Genomic DNA, 24,562 nt, shown 5'->3' with positions numbered 1-24,562 from the left:
TCGTGACACCGCCGCAGAGAAAGGACCGGCCATGCGGGTTCTGCTGACGTCCTTCGCGCTGGACGCGCACTTCAACGGGTCCGTGCCGCTCGCCTGGGCGCTGCGGGCCGCCGGGCACGAGGTACGGGTGGCGAGCCAGCCCGCGCTGACGGGGAGCATCACGGCGGCCGGGCTGACCGCCGTGCCGGTGGGGGCCGATCCCGGTCTCGACGCGATGGTGAAGGGGGTGGGCGACTCCGTGCTGTCCCACCACGCCGACCAGTCGCTGGACCCCGACACCCCCGGTCAGCTCACCCCCGCCTTCCTCAAGGGCTGGGACGCGATGATGACCGCCACGTTCTTCGCCCTGATCAACGACGATCCGATGGTCGACGAACTCGTCGCGTTCGCCCGCGACTGGCAGCCCGACCTCGTCCTGTGGGAGCCGTTCACGTTCGCGGGGGCGGTGGCCGCGAAGGCGACCGGCGCGGCCCACGCGCGCGTGCTGTCGTTCCCGGACATGTTCATGCCCATGCGGCAGGCATTCCTCGCCCAGCTAGGCCCGGACCCCGCGGACGCGGGCCCGGGGTCGGCGCACCCCGAGGACGCCCTCGGCCAGTGGCTCCAGTGGACCCTCGGCCGCCACGGCCTGCCCTTCGACGAGGAGGCGGTGACGGGGCAGTGGTCGGTGGACCAGGTGCCCCGCAGCTTCCGCCCGCCGTCGGACGTCCCGGCCGTCCCGATGCGCTACGTCCCCTACAACGGCCCGGTGCCCGCCGTCGTACCCGACTGGCTCCGCGTCCCGCCGACGCGTCCCCGGGTCTGCGTCACCCTGGGACTGACGGCCCGGACCTCGGAGTTCCCGAACGCGGTCCCGGTCGACCTGGTCCTCAAGGCGATCGAGGGGCTCGACATCGAGGTGGTGGCCACGCTCGGCGCCGAGGAGCGGGCGCTGCTCACCCATGTCCCGGACAATGTGCGCCTGGTGGACCACGTACCGCTGCACGCGCTGCTGCCGACCTGCGCGGCCGTCGTGCACCACGGCGGCGCCGGCACCTGGTCGACGGCGCTCGTCGAGGGGGTCCCGCAGATCGCGATGGGCTGGATCTGGGACGCGATCGAGCGGGCCCGCCGCCAGCAGGAACTGGGCGCGGGCCTGCATCTCCCGTCCCACGAGGTGACGGTGGAGGGGCTGCGCGGCAGGCTCGTACGGCTCCTGGAGGAACCCTCGTTCAAGGAGGCCGCCGCCCGTCTGCGCACCGAGGCCCGGTCCGAACCGACCCCGGCGGAGGTCGTCCCCGTACTGGAGCGGCTGACCGCCCAGCACCGCGCCCACGGGCGTCGACGTCTCGGAGGTACGTCCGCATCATGCGTGTCCTGATCACCGGCGGCGCCGGTTTCATCGGATCCCACTATGTGCGCTCCCTGCTGGCCGGCGGTCTGCCCGGCCCCCGGCCGAGCCGGGTGACCGTCGTCGACCTGCTCACGTACGCCGGGAGCACCGACAACCTGCCGCTGGAGGATCCGCGGCTGGACTTCCACCGGACGGACATCCGGGACCTCGACGCGGTCCTGAAGGTGTTCCCCGGGCACGACGCGGTGGTGCACTTCGCGGCCGAGACCCATGTCGACCGCTCGCTGACCGGGCCCGCGGAGTTCGTGACCACCAATGTGCTGGGCACGCAGACGCTGCTGGAGGCGAGCCTGCGCTGCGGGGTGGGCACCTTCGTGCACGTCTCCACGGACGAGGTCTACGGGTCGATCGCCGAGGGCACCTGGACGGAGGAGGAGCCGCTGCTGCCCAACTCGCCCTACGCTGCGTCGAAGGCGGGCAGCGACCTCGTCGCCCGCTCCTACTGGCGCACCCACGGGCTCGACGTGCGCACCACCCGGTGCGCCAACAACTACGGTCCGCGCCAGCATCCGGAGAAGCTCATCCCGCTGTTCGTCACCGAGCTGCTGGCCGGCCGGACCGTGCCGCTGTACGGGGACGGCGGCAACGTCCGCGAGTGGCTGCACGTCGACGACCACTGCCGGGCCGTCCACGCGGTGCTGACCGGCGGCCGGGCGGGCGAGATCTACAACATCGGCGGCGGTACGCATCTGACGAACCGTGAGATGACGGCCAAGCTGCTGGAGTTGTGCGGCGCGGACTGGTCCCGGGTCCGGCGGGTGGCCGACCGCAAGGGCCACGACCTGCGGTACGCGGTGGACGACTCGAAGATCCGCGACGAACTCGGCTACCGGCCGCTGCGGTCGCTCGACGACGGACTGCGCGAGGTCGTCGACTGGTACCGCGACCGGCTGACGCGGATGCCCGCGACGGCAGAGCGGGTCTGACCCGCCCCGGCCGCGGCACGGGGCCACGACACGAGAAGGGCCGGCCCACCGGGGCCGGCCCTTCTCGTCGTGTGTGCACGTGCCTCAGACGCTCACGACCCGTGCCGCCTTGCGCACCTGCTCGACCAGCAGCGCCTGCCGCAGCAGCGCGTCTCCCAGGGCCGCCCGCCCGGTGCCCGACAGGGCCGCCGCCGCGAACGCGTCGAGCGCGTTGCCCACCTGGTGGTCGGCCGCCAGCGTCATCTCGGTGGTCCTGTCCTGCTGTTCGAGGCGGACCACCGGGCGGTGCTCCCGGGGCGGGGTGAAGGCCCGCGGCACGCTGATCCGGCCCCGGCTGCCCCACAGGGCGTACGCCGAGCGGTAGGAGTGCTGGAAGCCGAAGTCGAGCTGGGCGGTCACCCCGGTCGCCGTGGAGAGCAGGGCGCTGCCGGCGACGTCGACCCCGGTGGCCTCGTCGACGCGCAGACAGGCGCCGAGGACGTCGAGTTCCCCGGCGAGCTGGAGCTGGGCGGCGCGCAGCGGATAGACGCCGACGTCCAGCAGGGCGCCGCCGCCGAGCCGCGCGTCGTGCCGGAAGGACGACGGGTCGGGCGGCGGTACGCCGAAGGAGCTGGAGAAGACGCGCAGTTCACCGATCTCCTCGCGGGCCAGGTCCCGTACCGCCGCGTGCTGCGAGTGGTGCAGGAACATGAAGTTCTCGGTGAGCGCCAGACCGAGCCGGGCGGCCGTCGCCACCAGTTCGGCGCTCTGTTCGTACGTGGTGCTGAGCGGCTTCTCCACCAGGACGTGCTTGCCCGCGGTGAGCGCCTCGGCGACCCATTCGTGGTGCATGCCCGGCGGCAGCGGCACATAGACGGCGTCGATGTCGTCCCGGTCGAGGAGCGCCCGGTAGCCGGTCACCGCCGCGCAGCCGAACCGGGCCGCGAGCCGTGCGCTCCTGGCCCCGTCGCGGCTCGCCACGGCCACCAGCCGCACCGACGGGTGCTCCACGATCGCAGGCAGGATCCGGCGCACCGCGATGTCGGCACAGCCCAGCACCCCCATGCGGAGTCCGGGTCGTGGAGTGTCCTCGGGCATCTGCCACCTCACCTGTCGGATACGTCGCCGAACAAGCTAGCCAGCACGGGTCGAAAGCCCCTGGAAGCCCGCTGGAGCAGGCCCTTTCCGCGGGGACTCCATGGCTCCTCTACCGGGCGGCGCGAGCATGGCCCCGAGGCAATCCTTACAGGAGGGACGGCTATGACGTCGGACACCAAGGCCCTGGTCCTGGAGCAGGTTCGCGAGTACCACCGGCAGCAGCAGCCCGGGAACTTCGTACCGGGAGTGACACCGATCCTCTCCTCGGGGGCGGTCCTGGACGAGGAGGACCGGGTCTCTCTGGTGGAGGCGGCCCTGGATCTGCGGATCGCGGCCGGCGCGGCTTCCCGGCGTTTCGAGAGCAGGTTCGCCCGCCACATCGGCGTACGCAAGGCGCATCTGGTGAACTCGGGTTCCTCGGCGAACCTGCTGGCCCTGTCGGCGCTGACGTCCCCGCGGCTCGGTGAGAAGCGGCTGCTGCCGGGCGACGAGGTGATCACGGTGGCCGGCGGCTTCCCCACGACGGTGAACCCGATCTTCCAGAACGGCCTCACGCCCGTGTTCGTCGACCTCGAACTCGGCACGTACAACACGACGGCGGAACGCGTGCGGGCCGCGCTCTCGGACCGGACCCGGGCCATCATGATCGCGCACACTCTGGGCAACCCCTACGAGGTCGCGGAGATCCAGCAACTGGCCACCGACCACGAGCTGTTCCTGATCGAGGACAACTGCGACGCGGTGGGCTCGACCTATCAGGGGCGGATGACGGGCACCTTCGGGGACCTGGCCACCGTCAGCTTCTACCCCGCCCACCACATCACGACGGGCGAGGGCGGCTGCGTCCTGACCCGGAACCTCGAACTGGCGCGGATCGTCGAGTCGTTCCGCGACTGGGGACGGGACTGCTGGTGCGAGCCGGGCGAGGACAACACCTGCCTCAAGCGGTTCGACTACCAGCTGGGCGACCTCCCCAAGGGGTACGACCACAAGTACATCTTCTCGCACATCGGCTACAACCTGAAGGCGACCGACCTCCAAGGGGCCCTGGCACTGACCCAGTTGAAGAAGCTCCCGGAGTTCGGCGCGGCGCGGCGGCGCAACTGGCAGCGGCTGCGCGACGGTCTCGCGGACGTCCCCGGTCTGCTGCTGCCCACCGCGACCCCCGGCAGCGACCCGAGCTGGTTCGGCTTCGTCCTGACCGTGCTGCCCGACGCCACCTACACCCGCCGCGACCTGATCGCCTTCCTGGAGGAGCGGCGCATCGGCACGCGACGGCTGTTCGGCGGCAACCTCACCCGGCACCCGGCGTATCTCGGCACCCCGCACCGGGTGTCGGGGGACCTGCGCAACTCCGACATCATCACCGAGCAGAGCTTCTGGATCGGGGTGTATCCGGGCATCACCGAGGAGATGACCGACTACATGCTGGAGTCGATCGTCGAGTTCGTCGCCAAGAACGGCTGAGCGGCCCGGGGGCGGCGGTCAGCCGATCATGCGGTCGAGCAGCGCGTCCTCCCCGCACCCGGGCACGTCCAGCCACGGCTCCGCCGAGAGCACCGCCTGCTGCAGCCGCTGCAGGCGCGGGGAGGGCGAGAGCCCCAGTTCCTCCGCCAGCCGACGGCGCAGCCGCTGGTAGACGTCGAGCGCCTGCCAGGAGCGGCCCGCCCGGTACAGCGCCGTCATGCACTGGGCGTGCAGCCCCTCGTGCAGCGGATGACGTCCGGTCAGTTCGATCAGCTCGGTCAGCAGCTCCGCGTGGCGACCCAGCCTCAGGTCCGCCTCCAGACACCGCTCCAGCACCCCGAGCCTGCTCTCCTCCAGCCGGGCCACCTCGATGCTCAGTACGGGTCCGATGCGCACGTCGACGAGCGCGGACCCGCGCCACAGGGCGAGCGCCTCACGGAAGTACGCCGACGCCCTCTCCTGCCGGTCCTCGCCCGTGGCGACCCGGCCCGCGGCGACCAGCCGCTCGTAGCGCGGTACGTCGACGGCGTCCGTGGGCGCCTGCCAGCAGTAGCCGCCGTACTGGGTGACGAGGACGTCCTTGGCGGACACCCCCGCGTCGGCGCCGTAGGCCGCGGTGAGCTGCCGGCGCAGCTGGAGGATGTACGTGTGCAGGGTCGCCAGCGCGCTCTGCGGCGGCTCGCTGCCCCAGATCTCCTCCATGAGCGTCCCGACGGGCAGGACGCGGTTGGCGTGGATCGCCAGCAGGGCCAGAATCTGGCGTGGTTTCGCCGCTGTCGGCACGATCGACCGGCCCCGCACCTCGGCCGTCAGCGGTCCTAGCAGCCATATGTCCATCTTTTTCTCCCCCATGTGGTCCACGGAGCACCGCGAAGAGCTCCTCGCTCAGGGAGTCTCGCTGGCTGCTTCCGGTCTCAACCAGTGCCAGGGGCCCGACCAGGCATATGAGGAACCTATGCGCAAGATGTGGATTTCTCATATGGGCCCTGTGCGTGACGCACTGGTATCGGCCAGTGACGACCGAAAGGATGGCGGCAACGCGCAGGGCCCCGGCCGGGGTCGGGCGCGCCGACCGAAGTCGACAGCGAACAAGGAGCACCCATGTCACGGATCACGCCTCTGCTCGACGGCGACGCGGCGATCGCGAGAGGCGCCGACGATCTCGTGATCACTGAATTCGGCCCCGAATCCGGTGACACCACCGACGGCCGCATCTGTATCTGCTGGATGCCCGGGGCCGGCGCCGGTTCCTCCGCGGACGGCGGCCGTCAGACCCGATGAACCCCGCCGCCCCGGACGACGGGCTCCCCCGGCTGGGGTTCGCACCGCATCTGCGGGTCGAATCGGCGCCCGGGGAGCCCGTGTTCCTGATGACCGAGGACCGGGTGACCACGCTCGGCGGGGAACAGGTCGCGCTGCTGGCCCCGTTGCTCGACGGCAGCCGCGACCTGCCCCGGATCGTCGCCGACGCGGCACCCGGGCTGTCGCCCGACCGCACCGAACGGCTGGTGGCCAGGCTGCTGGACGCGGGGCTGCTGTCCGCCTATCCGCCGGACGGCCGCGCCGGGCCCGAGCGCGCCTACTGGGCCCTCACGGGTCTCGCGGCCGGGCCCGACGGCGGCCGGGGCGCCCTGCTGGCCCCGGTGGATCTCACCGAGGACGGCGGCGGCGCCCTGTGCGAGGCCGTGTCGGCGGCCGGACTGCGGTCCGCCGCCGTGGGCGGGCCCGCCGATCTGACCCTGGCGCTGTGCCACGACTACCTCGATCCGCGGCTGAGCGCCCTGGACGCGGAACACCGTGCCGCGGGCCGCAGTTGGCTGCCCGTGCGGGCGAGCGGCACCCATCTGTGGGTGGGCCCGTTCTTCTCCCCGGGCGAGGGTCCGTGCTGGAGCTGTCTCGCGGACCGGCTGCGGCTGCGGCGGCGCGGCGAGGCGTACGTCCAGCACCGGCTCGGGCGCGGCGGGCCCGCCGGGCACCGGCCGTCGTATCTGCCGTCGGGCCGGTCGGCGGCCCTGCACCTGGCCCTCCTTGAGGCGGCGAAGTGGCTGGCCGGGCACCGCGATCCGCACCAGGGCACCCTGTGGCGGCTGGACACCCGCACCCTGGAGAGCAGCCGCCATCCCGTGCGGCGCCGCCCGCAGTGCGCCCGCTGCGGCGACCCCCTGCTCGTACGCGACCGGGTGTCGGCCCCCGTCGTGCTGTCCCCGCGGCCGGTGCGCGACACCGGCGGAGGGGGTCACCGGACGGCCGGCCCGGACGAGGTCCTCGACCGGTACGCGCATCTCGTGGACCCCGTCACCGGGCTGGTCGGCGAGATCCGCCGGGATCCGCGGGGGCCGCGGTTCCTCAACTGTTTCCACGCGGGCGCCCAGCCGCCCTGGGACCCGGCGAAGCCGCCGCCCGCGCTGCACACACCGCTGCGCAGCCCCGGGTCGGGCAAGGGCGTCACCGAGGCCCACGCGAAGGTGAGCGCCCTGGCCGAGGCCCTTGAGCGGTACAGCGGTTACTTCCAGGGCGACGAGCCGCGCCTGCGGGGCAGTTACCGCGAGCTGGCGGACCGGGCCGTCCACCCGGACACCGTCCAGCTCTTCGACCGGCGGCAGTTCGCGGACCGGGCCGCCTGGAACCGCGCGCACGGCCCCTTCCACCAGGTGACCGAGCCCTTCGACGAGGACGCCCCGCTCGACTGGACGCCCGTCTGGTCACTGACCGAGGAGCGGCAGCGCCTCGCGCCGACGAGCCTGCTCTACTACAACGCTCCGGACGCGGAGACCCGTTACTGCCGGGCCACCTCCAACGGGGCCGCCGCGGGCACCAGTCTGGAGGACGCCGTCGTGCACGGCTGCCTGGAACTGGTGGAGCGGGACGCCATCGCCCTGTGGTGGTACAACCGCACGCGGCAGCCCGGAGTGGACCTCGACCGGCGGGACGAGTGGACCGCCGGGACCCGGGCCCAGCTGCGGGACATGGGGAGGTCGGTGTGGGCCCTCGACCTCACGTCCGATCTCGGCATCCCCGTGGTCGCGGCCGTCTCGGCCCGGATCGGCGGGCCGTCCGAGGACATCGTGCTGGGCTTCGGCGCCCACTTCGACGCGCGGATCGCGCTGCGCCGGGCACTGACCGAACTCAACCAGATGCTGCCGCCGTTGACGGACCGACCGCCGGACGGGGGGACCGCCTACACCGGCGACGACCCGGAGGCCCTCGCCTGGTTCCGGCACGCCACGACCGCGGGCCAGCCCTATCTGCTGCCCGCCGCCCGCAGGTCCGCCCGGCCGCCCGCCGCGCTGCGCCCGCCCGCCGACGCCGCGGCCCAGGCCGGGGCGCTGGTCGAGCTGTTGCGCCGGCACGGCCTGGAGGTGCTCGTCCTCGACCAGACCCGTCCCGATGTGGAGCTGCCCGTCGCCAAGGTGCTGATCCCCGGGCTGCGCCCGCACTGGGCGGGATTCGGTCCCGGCAGGCTGTTCGACGTACCGGTCGCGCTCGGCCGGCTGGCCCGGCCGACGGACTTCACCGAGCTGAATCCCTTTCCCCTGCACCTGTGACGGAATGGAGCGTTCCCCTTTACGGAATGAAATCCTCCACTTGTTTTCGCGTACCGGAGCAAACCTTTTCACTTCGTCGGCGGTCTTCTTCCATTAGGGAGTCCGAAGCACACTCCACCCCATCGGGTTTCGCTTCCGAGCGGTTTCGATCGATTACTATCGATGGCGACTTCTCATCCTCCCGGTATGCCGTGAGAGGGTGGGCACGGCACAACCTGACTCACTAATTCGTTCGGTTCGTCCGGGGGGAAGAGATGCAAGGTTCTGCCCTGCATGACGGCGCGCGCGCCGAGCAGGAGGACGCGCGGAGCAGGCACCTCGCCCGCGGCACCTCCATCGCCATCACCTTCGCGGTACTTGTGGCCTTCTTCGGCATCGGCGTGACCTACCTGGTGGAGGGGCACCCCTCGCCTCTCGGACTGGGCACGGGCATCACCACCCTGCTCCTCGTCTACGGGCTCCAACTGGCGCATTCCTTTCCCCATCTGTCGCCCCGGCTGGCCCGCCGGCAGTACTGGACCCTCGGGTTCCAGACGCTCCTGACGTATCTTCCGTTCCTCTTCTACGCCGAGGCCTGGCTCGCCGCTCCCGGCTTCCTCGCCGGCTCCGCGCTGCTGGTGCTCCCCGCCCGCTGGAAGTGGCCCGCGTACGGGGCGGCCGTGGGGTCGGCCGCCCTGCTGGTGCTGGAGACCGGCCTGGGCCGCGGTTCGGTCTGGTACGGGACGGTGGCGACCGCCCTGACCGGCCTGGTGGTGTACGGGCTCTCCGAGCTGACCCGGCTCGTCCAGGAGGCCCACCGCTCCCGCAGCGAGCTGACCCGGATGGCGCTGGAGGCGGAGCGGCTGCGGTTCTCCCGCGATCTGCACGACCTGCTGGGCATCAGCCTGACCACCATCGCCTTCAAGTGCGAGCTGGCGCGACGGCTGCCGCCCTCCAAGCACGCCCGGCTCCACCAGGAGCTGACGGAGATCCTGGACACCACCCAGCGGGCCTTCGCCGACGTACGGGCCGTCTCCCAGACCTACCGCGCCATGTCGCTGACCGCGGAGGTCGACACCGTCTTCGCGACCCTCAAGGACATGGGTATCCACGCCGTCTTCCGCGGCGGCGCGGGGCCCCTGCCGCCCCACATAGAGACCACGCTGGCCACGGTCCTGCGCGAGGGGATCACCAACATGCTCCGGCACAGCAGGGTCGGGACCTGCGTCGTCCAGCTCAGCCGCGAGCCGGGCGCCGTCGGACTGATCGTGACCAACGACGGGATCCCGGCGCAGCCGGCCGGCTCGGCCGGGGGCACGCGGCCGGGAAGCGGACTCACCAACCTTCGCGAACGCATCGAAGCGGTCGACGGCAGGCTCAGCATCAAGATCATGGACGACAAGTGGTTCTCGCTGACGGCGGTCGTTCCGCTGCCGGCCGGAGCGCACGAGTCCAAGCGGCCCGTCCTGCGCACCGCCGCCCGCCCCCCGGCGCACCCTCCGGAGAGCGAGCTGCGCGACTCGGCGACGGTGGCCTGAGCCGCGGGACGGGTCAGATCCAGCCGCCCTCGCGGGCGATCCGTACCGCGTCCATGCGGTTGCGGGCGCTCAGTTTGACCACCGCGCTGCTCAGGTAGTTGCGCACGGTGCCCGGCGAGAGGAACAGCCGGCGGGCGATCGCCGCGGTGCCCTCGCCTGCCGCGGCGAGCCGGAGGACCTCCAGCTCACGGGGGGCCAGCGGCTGTGTGACGTCTTCGAGCGCCGCGACCGCCAGCTGCGGGTCGACGGCCCGCTGGCCGGCGGCCACCGCGCGGATGGCGCCGACGAGTTGGGTGGGGTCGGCGTCCTTGCGCAGGAAGCCCGTGGCACGTGTCGCCAGTGCCCGTCGCAGCGTGCTGGGGTTGCCGAGGCCCGTGAGCATCAGGATCCGGCAGTCGGGCACGGCGGTGCCCAGCGCGGCGGCGGCGGAGATGCCGTCCATGCCGGGCAGACCGATGTCGAGCACGGCCACGTCCGGTTGCAGGGCGCGCGCCCTCGGCACGATCTCGTCCCCGCGGTCGACTTCGGCCACCACCTCGAAGTCCGCCTCCAGGGACAGGAGTTCGGCCAGCGCCCGGCGCAGCATCGCCATGTCCTCGGCGATCAGAATCTTTATCATGACCCCCCACATCGACCGCACACAGGTCGCCCGGGCCTCATACTCTCATCCGGAAAGCCAGAACAAGGCTTCGAAGCGCCAAGTTCCCCGCCTTTAGGTTGACTTCCTCCCGGGGTTCCTTCCGGGGTTCCGTCCGGGGTTCCGTCCGGGTTCCGTTTCCGAAAGGAAGTCACAGATTCAATCACCCCGGTAAACCCGGCCGATATCCCCTTTCGTACGGCCCCACGAACGAGGTAATGCCACGGCGCTCCGGGCGTTCAGTCCCGCCCGAGGGCCCCGTCCAGCGCCTCCTCGGTCTGCTCGGCGGTCGCCGACTCCGCCGCCCAGGCCGCGTATCCGTCCGGCCGCACCAGCAGGCTCGTACGCCGGTCGCTCGCCCAAGTGGCCACGGTGAGGCGGTCCTTGCGGGCGGGGGTGCCGGTTCCGGTGGCGGGGGCGACGAGGACGAACCTGCCGTCCCGCAGGGCCTCGTACAGGCGGCCGTCCCGCAGCGCCACGTCCGGGACGCGCCTGCCGACCAGGGGGTGCGCGCCGCGCGGCGCCGGGTACGCGTAGCCGATGCCGGTGACCTGGCCGACCATGCGCGTGCGGGCCGGGCGGGCGTGGCCGAGGAACGTGGTGAGCAGGGCGCGGGCCGCGAGGGTCCCGGGGCGCTTGGCCATCGCGAGCCGTACGATCCCGCCGCTGCTGCGCAGCACGGACCTGCCGACGGGGTGGCGTTCGGACTGGTAGGTGTCCAGCAGTCCCTCGCCGGCGTACCCGTCGATCGCCGCCGCCAGCTTCCAGCTCAGATTGGCGGCGTCCTGGAGACCGGTGTTCATGCCCTGGCCGCCGGCCGGGGTGTGCACGTGCGCGGCGTCCCCGGCGAGGAACACGCGGTCCACCCGGTAGGCCGGGGCCTGCCGTTCGTCGCTGTGGAAGCGGGACATCCAACGGGCGTCGTGCATACCGTAGTCACGGCCGAGCGCGAGCCGGGTGATCTCCCTGACCTCGTCGAGTCCGAGGGGCTCGCTGTCGGCGACATCGCGGTCCCGGTGCCAGCCGATCACCCGGTGGTAGCCGTCCCCGAACGGCGCGAGGAACGCGAACGCGTCCCCGACCGCGTTCACCGTCAGCAGCGTCTGCGGCTGCTCGGCGAGCCTGACGTCGGCGAGGACGACGGAGCGGATCACCGACCGCCCGGGGAAGGGCAGCCCCAGCGCCTCCCGCACGGCGCTGCGCATCCCGTCCGTCCCGACGGCGTACGCGGCCCGCAGCTCCCCGGCCTCCCCGCCGGACCCGCGCACCCTCAGCGTCACCCCGTCCGCGTCCTGCACGAGCCCCGTCACCTCGGTCTCGTATGCGAACCGCACCCCGGCCTCGACGGCCCGCCGCTCCAGTGCCTTCTCCACCTCGTACTGCGGCAGGACGAGCAGATGCCTGAAGCGGGAGTGCAGGGTGGTGAGGTCGACGGTCAGCCGGCCGAAGAGCCGCAGCCGGTCGAGGGTCTGCCCCTTGGCCTCCAGCTCGTCGGCGAGGCCCCGCGCGTCGAGCTGCTCCAGCGTGCGGGCGTGCAGGACGAAGGCGCGGGAGAGGTTGCTGATCCCGCGCGGCCTTCGCTCGGCCAGGGTGACGGGGATTCCGGCGGCGGCGAGATCACCGGCGAGTAGCAGCCCGGTGGGACCCGCGCCGACGACGACGACCTTGCTGACAGTGCCGTTCATGGCGGCCTCCTGGTCCGGCGGTTCCGGTCGGGGGGCCGGCCGGCGGCTGGTTGCCCGCACGCGTCGGCCGACCTGTGTCCGCCACCATAGGGCGCCGCCCCGGACACGCCGAGGGCACCGCTCCCGCCCCCGTACGGCGTGCGTCGCGTACGGGTGCGGGGGGCGGTGCCCTCGAAGAGACTCCGGAGTCCGGTGGGGACCGGGGTCAGGAAGCGTGTACCTGGTCCGGGCCCTGCATCTTGCCCTGGCCCTTGCCTCCCGGCTTGCGCCTGGGCTGGCGGTCCGTCGAACCGTCGAGCACCCAGACCAGTCCGGCGATCAGCGCGAACAGTGCGATCGGCGCCGCGACATAGAGGCCCAGCGTCTCGATGACGCTCAGCTTCTGCGCGGGGTCGTCGCCGTCGTCGCGCGTCAGCGCGAGCGCGGGGGACGACATCATCAGCATCATCAGCGTCGTACCGGCAGCCAGGGCGCCGGCGCGCAGGGCGTTCTTCTTGTCCACGGTGCAAACGTAGCGAACTCCTGTCGCGGCCGCGCGCCCGGGGTGCCGTACGGGGTGCGGCGCGGTTCTGCACATGACGTCCGGGGCCTCACGCGGAGGGCTCCGGGCCACCGGTGGCCCGGCCTTCGCGCAGCACCTCCATGAGGGCGTGCAGCCGGGGCGAGGCGGCCAGTTCCTCCAGGGTGACGGGCCGGCCCTCGGCGTCGGCGACGGGCAGGCGCCAGTTCGGGTACTGGTCCCAGGTGCCCGGCAGGTTCTGCGGGCGGCGGTCGCCGACGGCGTCCGGGAGCCAGACGCCGACGAGGCGGGCGGGGGTGCGCAGCAGGAAGCGGTGCACGGCCTGGATCTCCGCCTCCTCCGACTGCTCCGAGACACCTCCGGCGGCCCCCTGCAGCAGCCCGAGCCGGGCGAGCAGCGCCAGCCACTCCCCCACGTCCGCCGCCGCCTCGGCCCGCTCCTGGCCCACCGGGCGGGTCAACAGGCCCAGCCGGTCGCGGAGTTCGACGTGGTCGCCGGTGAGGCGGGACGCGGTGGGCGGCAGGTCGTGGGTGGTGGCGGTGGCCAGACAGTCGGCGCGCCAGCCCTCCGGGGGCAGCGGCAACCCCGTACCGTCCCAGTCGCGTTCGAACCACAGGACGGACGTGCCGAGCACGCCGTGCTCCTGGAGCGTCTCGCGCACCCCCGGTTCGACGGTGCCCAGGTCCTCGCCGATCACCAGGGCCCCGGCGCGGGAGGCCTCCAGGGCGAGGATCGCGAGCATGGCCTCGGCGTCGTAACGGACGTACGTGCCCTCGGTGGCCGGGCGGCCCTGCGGGACCCACCAGAGCCGGAAGAGGCCCATGACGTGGTCGATGCGCAGGGCGCCCGCGTACCGGAAGAGGGCGCGCAGGAGGCGGCGGTACGGGGCGTAGCCGGACTCGGCGAGCCGGTCGGGGCGCCAGGGCGGCAGCCCCCAGTCCTGGCCCTGGACGCTGAACGCGTCCGGGGGCGCGCCGACGGACATGCCGGCCGCGAAGACCTCCTGCTGCGCCCAGGCGTCGGCGCCACCGGGGTGGACCCCGACCGCGAGGTCGTGCACGAGACCGACGTCCATGCCGGCGTCGCGGGCGCTGCGCTGGGCGGTGGCGAGCTGGGCGTCCGTCAGCCAGGCGAGCCTGCTGTGGAAGTCGACGCGGTCCATCAACTCGGCGCGGGCGCGGGCGGTTTCGGCCGAGCGGGGGTCGCGCAGGCCCTGCGGCCACCGCGTCCAGTCGGAGCCGTACACCTCCGCGAGGGCGTACCAGGTGGCGTGGTCCTCCAGCGCCTCGCCCTCCTGGGCGAGGAAGTCGCAGTAGGCGGCCCGGCGGCCGGGCCCGAGCGGCACCTCGCGGACCAGTTCGAGAGCCTCGCGCTTCAGCTCCCACACGGCGTCGCGGTCGATCAACGCGCCCTTGTCGAGCACGGATTCGCGCAGCCGACGGGCGCGCGCCAGCAGCGCGAGCAGCCGTTCACGGTCGTTCTCGTCGACGTACGCGAACTCGGGGACGTCCTCGACGCGCAGATACACGGGGTCGGGGTAGCGGCGTGAGGACGGCCGGTACGGGGAGGGGTCGGTGGGCGCGCCGGGCACGGCCGCGTGCATCGGGTTGACCTGGACGAACCCTGCCCCGAGCGCCCGTCCCGCCCAGGCCGTCAGTTCGGTGAGGTCCCCGAGGTCGCCCATGCCCCAGGAACGCCGGGACAGCAGGGAGTAGACCTGCACAAGCAGCCCGTACGTCCGTCCGGTGGGCGCGGGCAGCTTCGCCGGGGCGACGACGAGATGCGCCCGCGCGGTACGCCCGTCGGGGGCGGTGGCCTCCAGCACGTGCACGCCGACCGGCAACCCCTCGACGGACTCCCGGACCTCTCCCTGCTCGGTCCGGACCCGCAGCCGGGTTCCGGAGGGCAGGGCGGCGAGGGCGGCTTCGAGCAAGGAGCCACCGGGTGCGCCGGCCGGCGCGGCCGGGCCCGTGTCGCTCCGGGGGGCCGCGCCACCGCCGGCCGCCGCTCCCGGGCCGGCGTCGTCGGACGCGGAGGCGGGGGTGTCCTGGCCGCCCGTCGGCGGCGGGGCCGGGGACGCGGTCCCGGTCCAGCTCACCACCGTCGGCGGCAGCAGTCGTTCCCGGAGTTCCCTCTCGCGGGCCGCGAGGGAGCCGCGGACGGCGGACGGCGTCCCCGCGGCGACTCCCAGCGCGGTGAGCGCGGCGACGACCGCCGTGTCCGAGGCCGCGACCGTGCGGTCCGGGGACGGACTGTAGGACGTGGCGACGCCGTACAGCGCGGCGAGCCGGGACAGCGGCATCAGACCCCCGACGGGTCCAGGCCGGCGGCGGCACCCAGGGGAGTCGGCTCACTCGTCAGGGGCGCGGCGTCGGCGAGCGGAGGTTCACTGGTGAGGGGCGCGGCAGCGGCCAGCGGCGGTTCGCTGGTGAGCGGTGCCTCGGCGCAGGAGCCCTCGGCGCCGGCGTTGAAGATGCAGTAGAGCGGGTGGGGGTCGGGTCCGGGGTCGGCGGTCACGTCCGCCGGGCGTTTGGAGAGGGCCGAGAGCAGAAGCTGTGCCGATGCGGCCACGGGGGCCTCCTTGGTCGTCGTGCGGGCGGGTCAGGGCTGCCCCTACCCAGCGGGCGGGCCCGCAGACGTGAGAGCCAGGACATCGTGCTCCTCTTCACATTCTGTCCCGGATCACCCGGATCACCAAGAGCGCCCGTACGGACACCCTGAGCGACCGTCGGACAATCTCCCGATCACTATTCACTCGCTACATATATTGAGTACATAATGAGCCCATGAGCACCCGCCACATCCTGCTGGGGCTGCTCGCCGGAGGGCCGAGCCATGGCTACGACCTCAAGCGACGCCACGACGAACGTTTCCCGCAGGCCCGCCCACTGGCCTACGGCCAGGTCTACACGACCTTGCAGCGCCTGGTCCGCGACGGTCTCGCCGAGGTCGACGGGACCGACTCGGACGGCGGTCCGGAGCGGACCCTGTACCGGTCCACCGCCGAGGGCGCGAAGGAACTGGCCGGCTGGACGGCCGAGATCACCCCGCCCGCGCCCTTCGTGACGAACGAGATCTTCGCCAAGGTCGTCTGCGCGATCCTGGCCGCGGCCGGCCCGACGTCCCCGACCGGCCCGACACCCCCGGCCGATCGGACACCCCCGGTCGACCCGGCCCGCTACCTCATCGCCCAGCGCGCCGCGCACATGACCCGGATGAGGGAGCTCACGGCCGTCAAGACCGCGCCGGGCGCCGACCTCGCGACGGTCCTCTCGGCCGACTACGCCCTCGACCACCTCGACGCCGATCTGCGCTGGATGACCACCACCGCCGCCCGGCTCACCCCTTTGACCGCGGAGGTCGACCCGACATGAGCAGTACGCACACGGCCGCGCCGATCCTGGCGGCCCGGGGCCTCTCCAAGGCGCACGGCGGGACCCGCGCCCTGCGCGGCGCCCGCGTCGACCTGCGCGCGGGCGAGATCCTCGCGGTGACCGGCGCCAGCGGCAGCGGAAAGTCCACGCTGCTCCACTGCCTCGCCGGGATCGTCCGCCCCGACGAGGGCTCGGTCGTCTACGCCGGGCAGCGCCTGGACCGACTCCCGGAGGAGCGGCTGAGCGAGTTGCGGCGTACGGAGTTCGGGGTGGTGTTCCAGTTCGGGCAGCTGATCCCCGAGCTGACGGCGCTCGACAACGTGGCACTGCCCCTGCTGCTCGCCGGAGCCTCCCGCAGGGCCGCCCACGAGCAGGCGGGCGCGTGGCTGGAGCGCTTCGGCGTACGCGGCCAGGAGGCGCTGCGGCCCGGCGAGATGAGCGGTGGCCAAGCCCAGCGGGTGTCGCTGGCGCGGGCGCTGGTGACGGAACCGAAGGTCGTCTTCGCCGACGAGCCCACCGGCGCGCTCGACTCCCTGGCGAGCGAGCAGGTGATGACGGCGCTCGTCCGTACGGCCCGGGAGACCGGCACGGCCGTGCTGCTGATCACGCACGACGCGCAGGTGGCGGCGTACGCGGACCGCGAGGTGCGGCTGCGCGACGGGGCCGTGTCCGCGGACGTGGCGGCCCTGGAGGCGACCCGATGACCGGGGACCTCGCGCTGGCCTGGCTGCTCACACGGGGTTCGGACCGCCGGGAGTGGTGGCGGGTGACGCTCACGGCGGTGGGGGCCGCGCTCGCCACCGGCCTCGGGCTCACGGCGGTCGCCGTCGCCTCGGTCGACGGGCAGGTGTCCGCCTCGTACTTCCACGGGCTGCTGAACCAGCCCTCGCAGCGCGCCGGAGTGGTCGTGACGCTGCTGCTCCTGTGGGTGCCGGTGCTCGGCTTCCTCGGCCAGTGCGCCCGGATCGGCGCCGTGCACCGTGACCGCAGGCTGGCCGGGCTGCGCCTCGCCGGGGCGACCCCGGGGCAGGTGCGGCGCGTCGCGGCCCTGGAGTCGGGCCTGGCCTGCCTCCTGGGTTCGGCGGTCGCCGCGGTGTTCTGCGCGCTCCTCGTGGTGAGTGTGCTGCGGCGGGGGCTTCCGCCGACCGCCTGGGCCGGCTTCGTCCTGGTGACGCTCGCCGTGCCGCTCCTCGCCGTGCTGGTGAGCGTGGTCGCGCTGCGCCGGGTCGTGGCCTCGCCGCTCGGCTGGGTGCGCCGGGTGCGGCCGGACCACGGCCGGACCGCCACGCTCGCCCTGGTGGTACCGGCGGTGCTGGTGGGGCTGGCCGCCCTGCTGATCGTGACGCGGCGGACCGGACCGGGGGCCACCGCGCTGCCCCTGCTGGTGTTCGCCGCGGTGGCGCTGACCGGTGCGGGGGCCGTCGCGGTCGCCGGGCTCACCGCACGGGCCGTCGGCGGGCGGCTCGCCGCCAGGACCGGGAGCCCCGCGGTCCTGCTCGCCGCCGAACGCCTCCGCAGCGACCCGTGGGCCACCGCGCGCACCCACGCGGCGGTGCTCCTGGTGGCCGTCGTGGGGGTCGGCTTCACGGGTGTACGGCAGGTGTTCCTCGACGGCGTGCACCACCCGCGGCAGGGTCTGCCGTACGACGCCGCCGACGTGGCGTTCTACACCACCGGCGTCGACCTGGTCGGCGCGGCCGTCCTGCTGGCGCTGCTGATCAGCCTGGGCGGGCTCGCCGTGGGCACGGCCGAGTCGCTGGCGACCCGGCGCCGGGGGCTGGCCGCGCAGGCCGCGGCGGGCGTACCGCACAAGGTGCTCGGGCGGGCGCTGCTCCTGGAGACGGCGCTGCCGCTGGCCCCGGCGATGCTGCTCGCGGGCGTCGGCGGCACGGCGGTCCACCTCGCGTACGGGGCGGCCACGGACGCCGTCGTCGTACCGGTGCTGCTGCCGCTCCTGGTCCCCGCGGCCGTGTACGGGGCATGTCTGCTCGCCGCGGCGACCTCCCTGCCCCTGCTGCGCCGCACGGTCCGCCCGGCGGAGCTGCGCTTCACCTGACGGGGCCCGGGCCGGCTGCGGGGCCGGCCCGGGGCAAACCAAAGGCCCGGATCGTCAGGCGGAAATGCCGTCGATCCGGGCCATCGCGTCCTCCGCGCCGTACGGCTGCAGGTAGGGCAGCCAGCGCGGATCCCGGTGCCCGGTGCCGATGATGCGCCACGCGAGCCCCGACGGCGGGGCGGGTTTGTGGCGCAGGCGCCAGCCGATCTCGACCAGGTGGCGGTCGGCCTTGGTGTGGTTGCAGCGGCGGCAGGACGCCACCACGTTGTCCCAGACGTGCTGACCCCCGCGGCTGCGCGGGATGACGTGGTCGACGCTGGTTGCGACGCCACCGCAGTACATGCACCGGCCGCCGTCGCGGGCGAACAGTGCCCGGCGGGTCAGCGGAACGGGCCCCCGGTAGGGGACCCGCACGAACCTTTTCAGCCGGACCACGCTGGGCGCGGGGACGGTGACGGTGGCGCTGTGCATGAACGCGCCGGATTCCTCAAGAGAAACAGCCTTGTTCTCAAGGACCAGGACGAGCGCGCGGCGGAGCGGTACGACGCCGAGGGGCTCGTACGACGCGTTGAGGACCAGGACATGCGGCACGGACGGCCTCCTTGTACGCCGGCGGCGCGTGGCTCGCGCCGGGACGATCTGCAGTCAGTCTCCCCTCATGCCTGGTGGAAGCGCCACCATGTCCCGGTAACGGGCTGGGAGTGTTTTCGACCACATCTCCTTCATCCCCACGTGAGCACAGTCTCTCCCTCGAACATTGCAACGATCCGCACACGGTGCCCCGTTAGTGTGGTCTTTCCGCCCGTCGGCATTCCACCAAATGTCCCCTGCCACGGGCGGACGGCTACACCTGGAGGTACCTGCCGTGTTCTTGTCCGTCCTGTCGGCCGCCGATCCCACCGAGGAACCGACGTCACCGACGCTCCAGGACGCCCAGGAAAGCGCCACCAACGCCGCCAGCTGGGTGGAGCAGAACTGGTCCACCTGGCTCAGCATCGGACTGCGCATCCTGCTCATCGTGATCATCGCGGTGGTGCTGAGAGTGGCCGTGCGGCGGACCATCACGAAGTTCATCGACCGGATGAACCGAACGGCCCAGGCGGTCGACGGCACGGCGCTCGGCGGCCTCCTGGTCAACGTCGAACGCCGCCGCCAGCGCTCCCAGGCCATCGGCTCGGTCCTCCGTTCGGTCGCGTCCTTCCTGATAGTGGGCACGGCGGCGCTGATGATCCTGGGCACGTTCCAGATCAATCTGGCGCCGCTGCTGGCCTCGGCCGGTGTGGCGGGCGTGGCGATCGGTTTCGGCGCGCGCAACCTCGTGACGGATTTCCTCTCCGGCGTTTTCATGATCCTTGAGGATCAGTACGGCGTAGGGGACACGGTCGACGCGGGGGTGGCGTCCGGCGAGGTCATCGAGGTGGGCCTGCGGGTCACCAAGCTGCGCGGCGACAACGGCGAGATCTGGTACGTCCGCAACGGCGAGGTCAAGCGCATCGGCAACCTCTCCCAGGGCTGGGCCACGGCCGGCGTCGACGTCACGGTCCGCTCGGACGAGGACCTCGACCGCGTCCGCTCGGTGCTGGCCGAGGTCGGCGAGGCGATGAGCAAGGACGAGCCCTGGAACGAGCGCCTGTGGGGCCCGATAGAGGTCCTGGGCCTGGACAGCGTCATCCTGGACTCGATGGTGGTCCGCGTCAGCGCGAAGACCATGCCGGGCAAGGCCCTGTCCGTCGAACGCGAACTGCGCTGGCGCATCAAGCAGGCCTTCGACCGCGCGGACATCAGCATCGTCGGCGGCCTCCCGGCCCCACCGGACGAGGCCGCCGCCGACCCGACGGCGGGCATGGCGGCCCCGTCGGCCTACGCCAACACGGGCTCGGCCCAGTCGCAGGCGGCGTCGCCGATAGCGCCGCCGGTCGTGCCGTCGGGCCCGGCGAAGTAACGGCGACTCGGCGCGGCCTCAGCGCGTCCCGACGTCGTGGGTGGTGCCGTCGGCGACGGCCCTGAGCTTGTCGGGATTGGCCGTGTTGTGGATGGCGGTGATCCGGCCGTCGGCCTCGATGTCGAAGGTGACGGTGGCGATCACCCGGTCCGGAGCGGTGAACAGGATGCCGGGGCCGCCGTTGATCTCGACGAGTTCGGCGCGCATGTCGGCGGGCTCGACGCCCTGGTAGGTGACGGTGCCGATGGCCGCGAACCAGCCGGCCACCGTCTGCGCGCCGACGATCGGGCGCAGGGCCTGGCGGACCTTGCCGCCGCCGTCGGTCCACAGGGTGACATCGGGCGACAGCAGCTCCATGAGCGTGTTGATGTCGCCGCCGGTCGCCGCGGCGAAGAACCGCTCGGTGACCTCCCGCTGCCGTGACCGGTCGGCCGTGAAGCGGGGCCGCCGGGCCCGCACATGCTCGCGGGCGCGGTGCGCGGCCTGCCGTACGGCGGGTTCGGAGCGCTTCACCGCCTCCGCGATCTCGGCATGGCTGAAGTCGAAGATCTCCTTCAGCACGAACACCGCGCGCTCCAGCGGGCTCAGCGTCTCCAGTACCACCAGCATCGCCATGGACACCGACTCGGCGTCCGTGACGGTCTCGGCGGCGTCCGCGCTGGTGAGGATGGGCTCCGGAAGCCACGGCCCCACATAGGTCTCACGCTTGTGCCGGGTGGAGCGCAGCCGTTCCAGTGCGAGATTCGACACGATCCGGGCGAGGTACGCCTTGGGGTCGGTCACCTGCGAACGGTCGGCCGCCGACCACTTGATCCAGGCGTCCTGTACGGCGTCCTCGGCGTCGGCCGCGCTGCCGAGGACGCGGTACGCCACGGAGAACAGCAGCTTCCGGTACTGCTGGAACACCGCCTGGTCCGCGTCCCGCGCCACGTCGGTCACCGCGCCTCCCCAACGATCCGGGTGATCCGGCTGAGCCGGGTGAAGCGGCCACCGCGGGGCCAGAACGCGCCCGACGCGGGCATCTTCTTCATACGGCCGTACGTCGGCCAGGGCGAGGCGGTCACCGTCTCCTTATACCGGGCCGCCGTACGGCCGGTCAGACACATCCGCCGCGGGCTGTCGTCGGGGCGGGTGAACTGCACCACCGCGTCGTGCCGTCCCAGGCTCACCGGCGTGTGGTAATAGCCGAAGCGGAACGGCTTGGGCCGCTTGCCCTTGAGGGTGCGCAGGATCGACACGGCGGCGTGCACACCGGTCGGCATTCCGCTCTGGCAGGTGCCGTGCATGACGCCGTAGCCCTGGCGGATCGCGGCCGCGTCGCCCACCGCGTACACGTCCGGGTGCGACACCGACCGCAGGGCGGTGTCGGTGACGACGCGGCCATGCTCGTCGACGGCCAGTCCGGCGGCTGCCGCCAGCGGCGACACCCGCGTACCGCTGGTCCACACGACCGCGTCGGCGGCGACGGACTCCCCGTCCGCGAGTTCGACCGCGCCGGGCAGCACCTTCGCCACCTCGACCCCGCTGCGCACCCGGACACCCAGCCGACCGAGCGCGGCCCGCAGATACGCCCCGGCCCTGGCGTTCATGGCGGCACCGGGTTCCTGCCGCCCCAGCAGCACGACGTTCAAGCCGGGGTGCCGCTCGGCGATCTCGGCGGCCGACTCGACGCCGGTCAGCCCACTGCCGGCGACGATCACGGTGCCGCTGCCGCTGCCGAGTGTGGCCAGCCGGGCGGCCAGCGCCTCGGCGTCCTGAGCGCCGTTCAGCGCGTACGCGTGGTCCTCGGCTCCCGGCACCGCCGCCGTGTCGGCCACGCCGCCCAGCGCGTACACCAGCGTGTCGTAGTGCAGAACCTGCTCGTCGTCGACCCGCACGGTCCTCGCGTCCGCGTCCACCGCGGTCACCCAGCCGCGCACGAACCGCGCGCCGGTGCCCTCCAGCAGCTCCGGGACGCTCAGCTCGGCGAGCTGTTGCCCGGTCGCCGTCCCGTGCAGCCGCATCCGCTCGGTGAACCGCTCCTGCGCGTTCACGAGGGTCACCCGCACGTCCTGGCGCCGCCGGGCCCGCGCGGCGAGCTGGACGGCGGCGGCCGTTCCGGCGTACCCGGCCCCCAGAACGAGAACGTGATGGGCGGCCACGTCTCCGACTCCCCGCCCGGCTTCCTGCTGTGCGCTCATGGTTTCGCCTTCCTCAGCCCGCTGTTGACCACCACGAGATGGAGGGAGGAGTCCTGTCCGTGACACGGTTCTGATGTGACGCGCGACACATCCCACTCCGCGTACACGGCCTTGCAGACGCCGCGCACCTCGACGCCCCACCGGTCGGCCAGACCCGCGACGAGCAGCAGCCCGCGCCCGAACTGGTCGGCGGCCTGCGCGGGGCGGGGCCACGGCAGCCGGTCCCCTCGCGGGTCGCTCACCTCGACGCGGAGCGCGGCGGCGCCGCACGAGATCCGAGCGCGGATCAGCCGGTCGTGGAGGCTGCCGTGCAGCAGGGCGTTGCTCATCAACTCCGAGACGACGACGGCGACATCCCCGGCGAGGTCGGGATGCCCCCACTCCCCGACGAGCCGCGCGGCCCGCCGCCGGGCGAGCGTGACGCTGTGGGCGAGGGGGGTGTAGTCGAGGGAGTCCTCGTGAAGGAGGGGCTGATTCATGGGCATGCGCCTCTCATGCGGCGTTCGGTGTCACTGAGTCAGCAACTGAACACGCAAAGTAGTTGTGCGCACACTCTGGGAGCAACGGATCTGGAGAAGTTCTTCCCGAATGAGTGAAGGCCGTTCATGGCGTGACGGACTCGGGACACACTGTGACCGTGATGCGATCAACTCAAGCCGCGGGCAACCGGGCGTCAACTGTCCTGGGCCGCAGGCTCGGTAGCGAACTGCTGTCCCTGCGGGACGCCGCGGGCAAGACACAGCAACAGGCCGCCGAGTCCATCAACGCGACCGGCACGAAGATCGTGAAGATGGAGCGGGGCTGGGTGCCCATGCGCGACCCGGACATCCGGGTGCTGTGCGAGTTCTACGGACAGCACGACCGCAAGGCGACGGCCCGATTGCTGGAGCTGGCGAAGCTGGACCGCGAGCGGCGCAAGGCCAGGGGATGGTGGCAGCACTCACCCAACGCCGGCGCGCTGGCCGAGTACATCGCCATGGAGGATGTGGCGAACCGCGTCCGCACCTGGCAACTCTCCCTGATCCCAGGCCTCTTCCAGACGGCGGACTACGCCCGCTCGCTCGCCGTCAGCGACGGCGTGTGGGAGGACCCGGACGACATCGAGCGCATCGTCGAGGTCCGCATGCGACGCCAGGCCCGCCTGCACGATGAACACCCGCTCAACCTGTACGCGGTCGTCTGGGAAGCGGCACTGCGGCAACTGGTCGGCGGACCCGACGTGATGCGGGCCCAGTTGGAGCACCTGTTGCAGGTGGCTCAGCTTCCGAACGTACGACTCCAGGTACTGCCGTTCCGCACGGGCGGCCACCCCTGCATCACCGGCCCGTTCAACATCGTCTCGTTCGCGGAGACGGAGGCCGTGGACGTGGTCCATGTGGACGCCATCGCTTCTACGGTGTGGGTGGAGGACCCGGCCGAGAGCAGCACGTACAGCAACTTCTTCGACCGTACGGCCCGCCTCAGCCTCGCCCAGCACGACACCACCCAGCTCATCGAGCGCATCCGCCAGGAGATCTGACCCAGTGCCCGAGTCCGACTTCATAAAGTCCAGCCACAGCAGTTCGGGCGGCGAGTGCGTCGAAGTCGCCCTCAACGCCCCACACACCGTCGCCGTCCGCGACTCCAAGGCCCCCGACGGCCCGATAGTCCACCTCTCCCCCACCGCATGGGCGGAGTTCACCGCCGCAGGCGCGCTCGACGGCCTCCGGCAACGGTGAGGACGCGCACGCTCATCTCCGGATGTGCGCGAACATCGCTTCGTACCGCGCATACATCAGCCCCAGTTCCTGCGGCCGACCCCGTACGTCCAGGAACTCCAGGAGGAGCGCGAGCAAGTGCTCGACGACCTCTCCGTGCTGCTCCGGGGTCAGGTGGTCCTGATCCTTCCAGTCGTCGAGCGGCATGTCGGGGAACTGGTCCAGAAGCACGAGCTTGTGCCAGTAGAAGCTGTTCAACTCGCCCCTGCGGACCACCAGCCACTCCGTGAAGCCCCGCATCAGACCGCCCGACCTTCCGGCGTCGACCCCCGTGAGGAACATGGCCGTCGAGTGATAGGTGCCGTTCAGGCCGTAGCTCTCAGGATGTTCGATCAACTTCTCGATGAGCTGCTTGTCGTTCACTCGTCCCCCCTGGAACCCGTAATCGAATGTCGTACCTCTGGCCCCGCCATCTTGACGGCTGTCCACCGCCCGGCGATGATCCGAGAGCGCTCTCTGACGTGGACACGATCAGGAGGTCTCACC

General features: G+C 72.4%; 24 protein-coding genes. 12 read left to right on the top strand and 12 right to left on the bottom strand.

Translation table 11 applies throughout. The features are described 5' to 3' along the window. Positions 1-31: 31 nt before the first annotated feature. Together J8N05_RS12305 and rfbB are read left to right on the top strand one after the other, a co-directional pair. Complete coding sequence (locus J8N05_RS12305; protein WP_210882554.1) at positions 32-1,360, top strand: activator-dependent family glycosyltransferase; 1,329 nt, start codon at positions 32-34, stop codon at positions 1,358-1,360. Next, a complete protein-coding gene (gene rfbB, locus J8N05_RS12300; RefSeq protein WP_210882553.1) occupies positions 1,348-2,319 on the top strand; it encodes a dTDP-glucose 4,6-dehydratase in 972 nt (323 codons plus the stop codon). Before J8N05_RS12305 ends, rfbB begins: the two co-directional genes overlap by 13 nt. Positions 2,320-2,403: 84 nt before the next feature. On the opposite strand, the gene J8N05_RS12295 is transcribed toward rfbB, so the two are convergent. After that, on the bottom strand, positions 2,404-3,396 hold the full coding sequence (locus tag J8N05_RS12295) for a Gfo/Idh/MocA family protein (RefSeq protein ID WP_247706247.1): 993 nt from the start codon (positions 3,394-3,396) through the stop codon (positions 2,404-2,406). A gap of 162 nt (positions 3,397-3,558) precedes the next feature. On the opposite strand from J8N05_RS12295, the gene rfbH reads away from it, so the two are divergent. Further along, positions 3,559-4,863, top strand: coding sequence for a lipopolysaccharide biosynthesis protein RfbH (gene rfbH, locus J8N05_RS12290; protein WP_210882551.1), 1,305 nt, complete (start codon positions 3,559-3,561; stop codon positions 4,861-4,863). An 18-nt stretch (positions 4,864-4,881) separates the two neighbouring features. Here rfbH and J8N05_RS12285 read toward each other — a convergent pair whose 3' ends face one another. Continuing rightward, positions 4,882-5,700: an AfsR/SARP family transcriptional regulator gene (locus tag J8N05_RS12285; protein WP_107016449.1), complete on the bottom strand. Its 819-nt coding sequence runs from the start codon at positions 5,698-5,700 to the stop codon at positions 4,882-4,884. A gap of 264 nt (positions 5,701-5,964) precedes the next feature. On the opposite strand from J8N05_RS12285, the gene J8N05_RS12280 reads away from it, so the two are divergent. The 3 genes from J8N05_RS12280 to J8N05_RS12270 all read left to right on the top strand — a co-directional run bounded on the left by J8N05_RS12280 (position 5,965) and on the right by J8N05_RS12270 (position 9,925). Next, on the top strand, positions 5,965-6,144 hold the full coding sequence (locus J8N05_RS12280) for a hypothetical protein (protein ID WP_210882549.1): 180 nt from the start codon (positions 5,965-5,967) through the stop codon (positions 6,142-6,144). Further along, the gene (locus J8N05_RS12275) at positions 6,141-8,408 is read left to right on the top strand and encodes a TOMM precursor leader peptide-binding protein (RefSeq protein WP_210882547.1); all 2,268 of its coding nucleotides are present in this window, start codon (positions 6,141-6,143) and stop codon (positions 8,406-8,408) included. The genes J8N05_RS12280 and J8N05_RS12275 overlap by 4 nt, the downstream gene beginning before the upstream one ends. A 254-nt stretch (positions 8,409-8,662) precedes the next feature. Next, complete coding sequence (locus tag J8N05_RS12270) at positions 8,663-9,925, top strand: sensor histidine kinase (protein WP_210882545.1); 1,263 nt, start codon at positions 8,663-8,665, stop codon at positions 9,923-9,925. A gap of 13 nt (positions 9,926-9,938) precedes the next feature. Here the strand turns inward: J8N05_RS12270 and J8N05_RS12265 are convergent, their stop codons facing one another. From J8N05_RS12265 to J8N05_RS12240, 5 genes are all read right to left on the bottom strand, one after another. After that, positions 9,939-10,544 carry a response regulator transcription factor gene (locus J8N05_RS12265; RefSeq protein WP_210882543.1) on the bottom strand — a complete coding sequence of 202 codons (606 nt, stop codon included), beginning with the start codon at positions 10,542-10,544 and terminating at the stop codon, positions 9,939-9,941. A 257-nt stretch (positions 10,545-10,801) separates the two neighbouring features. Beyond that, entirely contained in the window at positions 10,802-12,247 is a 1,446-nt protein-coding gene (locus J8N05_RS12260; protein ID WP_210882542.1) for an FAD-dependent monooxygenase, read from the bottom strand. Positions 12,248-12,452: 205 nt separating this feature from the next. After that, a complete protein-coding gene (locus tag J8N05_RS12255; RefSeq protein WP_210882541.1) occupies positions 12,453-12,749 on the bottom strand; it encodes a hypothetical protein in 297 nt (98 codons plus the stop codon). A gap of 88 nt (positions 12,750-12,837) precedes the next feature. Further along, positions 12,838-15,069: a 4-alpha-glucanotransferase gene (gene malQ, locus J8N05_RS12250; protein ID WP_247706246.1), complete on the bottom strand. Its 2,232-nt coding sequence runs from the start codon at positions 15,067-15,069 to the stop codon at positions 12,838-12,840. Then, positions 15,069-15,338 carry a hypothetical protein gene (locus J8N05_RS12240; RefSeq protein WP_210882540.1) on the bottom strand — a complete coding sequence of 90 codons (270 nt, stop codon included), beginning with the start codon at positions 15,336-15,338 and terminating at the stop codon, positions 15,069-15,071. The genes malQ and J8N05_RS12240 overlap by 1 nt, the downstream gene beginning before the upstream one ends. Before the next feature lie 215 nt (positions 15,339-15,553). On the opposite strand from J8N05_RS12240, the gene J8N05_RS12235 reads away from it, so the two are divergent. The 3 genes from J8N05_RS12235 to J8N05_RS12225 are packed head-to-tail and all read left to right on the top strand — an operon-like array spanning position 15,554 to position 18,197. Then, positions 15,554-16,141: a PadR family transcriptional regulator gene (locus J8N05_RS12235; protein ID WP_210882539.1), complete on the top strand. Its 588-nt coding sequence runs from the start codon at positions 15,554-15,556 to the stop codon at positions 16,139-16,141. Further along, positions 16,138-16,845 (top strand): ABC transporter ATP-binding protein, encoded by a 708-nt coding sequence (locus J8N05_RS12230; protein ID WP_210882538.1) that lies wholly within the window; start codon positions 16,138-16,140, stop codon positions 16,843-16,845. The genes J8N05_RS12235 and J8N05_RS12230 overlap by 4 nt, the downstream gene beginning before the upstream one ends. Continuing rightward, positions 16,842-18,197 (top strand): ABC transporter permease family protein, encoded by a 1,356-nt coding sequence (locus tag J8N05_RS12225; RefSeq protein WP_210882537.1) that lies wholly within the window; start codon positions 16,842-16,844, stop codon positions 18,195-18,197. The genes J8N05_RS12230 and J8N05_RS12225 overlap by 4 nt, the downstream gene beginning before the upstream one ends. Positions 18,198-18,251: 54 nt before the next feature. On the opposite strand, the gene J8N05_RS12220 is transcribed toward J8N05_RS12225, so the two are convergent. Next, positions 18,252-18,788, bottom strand: coding sequence for an HNH endonuclease (locus J8N05_RS12220; RefSeq protein ID WP_107016193.1), 537 nt, complete (start codon positions 18,786-18,788; stop codon positions 18,252-18,254). Between the two features lie 229 nt (positions 18,789-19,017). Here J8N05_RS12220 and J8N05_RS12215 point away from each other — a divergent pair, with 229 nt between their 5' ends. Beyond that, complete coding sequence (locus tag J8N05_RS12215; RefSeq protein ID WP_210882535.1) at positions 19,018-20,139, top strand: mechanosensitive ion channel family protein; 1,122 nt, start codon at positions 19,018-19,020, stop codon at positions 20,137-20,139. A gap of 18 nt (positions 20,140-20,157) precedes the next feature. Here the strand turns inward: J8N05_RS12215 and J8N05_RS12210 are convergent, their stop codons facing one another. From J8N05_RS12210 to J8N05_RS12200, 3 genes are read right to left on the bottom strand one after another with little or no spacing between them, the layout of a single operon-like run. Continuing rightward, positions 20,158-21,078: an RNA polymerase sigma-70 factor gene (locus J8N05_RS12210; RefSeq protein WP_210882534.1), complete on the bottom strand. Its 921-nt coding sequence runs from the start codon at positions 21,076-21,078 to the stop codon at positions 20,158-20,160. Then, the gene (locus J8N05_RS12205; RefSeq protein ID WP_210882533.1) at positions 21,075-22,319 is read right to left on the bottom strand and encodes an NAD(P)/FAD-dependent oxidoreductase; all 1,245 of its coding nucleotides are present in this window, start codon (positions 22,317-22,319) and stop codon (positions 21,075-21,077) included. The genes J8N05_RS12210 and J8N05_RS12205 overlap by 4 nt, the downstream gene beginning before the upstream one ends. Then, positions 22,316-22,798 carry an ATP-binding protein gene (locus J8N05_RS12200; RefSeq protein WP_308286799.1) on the bottom strand — a complete coding sequence of 161 codons (483 nt, stop codon included), beginning with the start codon at positions 22,796-22,798 and terminating at the stop codon, positions 22,316-22,318. Before J8N05_RS12200 ends, J8N05_RS12205 begins: the two co-directional genes overlap by 4 nt. Before the next feature lie 161 nt (positions 22,799-22,959). Between J8N05_RS12200 and J8N05_RS12195 the strand changes: the two genes are divergently transcribed. Beyond that, positions 22,960-23,838, top strand: coding sequence for a helix-turn-helix domain-containing protein (locus J8N05_RS12195; RefSeq protein WP_210882531.1), 879 nt, complete (start codon positions 22,960-22,962; stop codon positions 23,836-23,838). A 4-nt stretch (positions 23,839-23,842) separates the two neighbouring features. After that, on the top strand, positions 23,843-24,037 hold the full coding sequence (locus tag J8N05_RS12190; protein WP_210882530.1) for a DUF397 domain-containing protein: 195 nt from the start codon (positions 23,843-23,845) through the stop codon (positions 24,035-24,037). A gap of 12 nt (positions 24,038-24,049) precedes the next feature. Here J8N05_RS12190 and J8N05_RS12185 read toward each other — a convergent pair whose 3' ends face one another. After that, a complete protein-coding gene (locus J8N05_RS12185; protein WP_210882528.1) occupies positions 24,050-24,439 on the bottom strand; it encodes a hypothetical protein in 390 nt (129 codons plus the stop codon). Between the last annotated feature and the right edge of the window lie 123 nt (positions 24,440-24,562).

It is taken from the genome of Streptomyces liliiviolaceus (assembly GCF_018070025.1).
GTDB lineage: Bacteria > Actinomycetota > Actinomycetes > Streptomycetales > Streptomycetaceae > Streptomyces > Streptomyces liliiviolaceus.
This window is presented reverse-complemented; position numbering and strand designations above follow the sequence as displayed.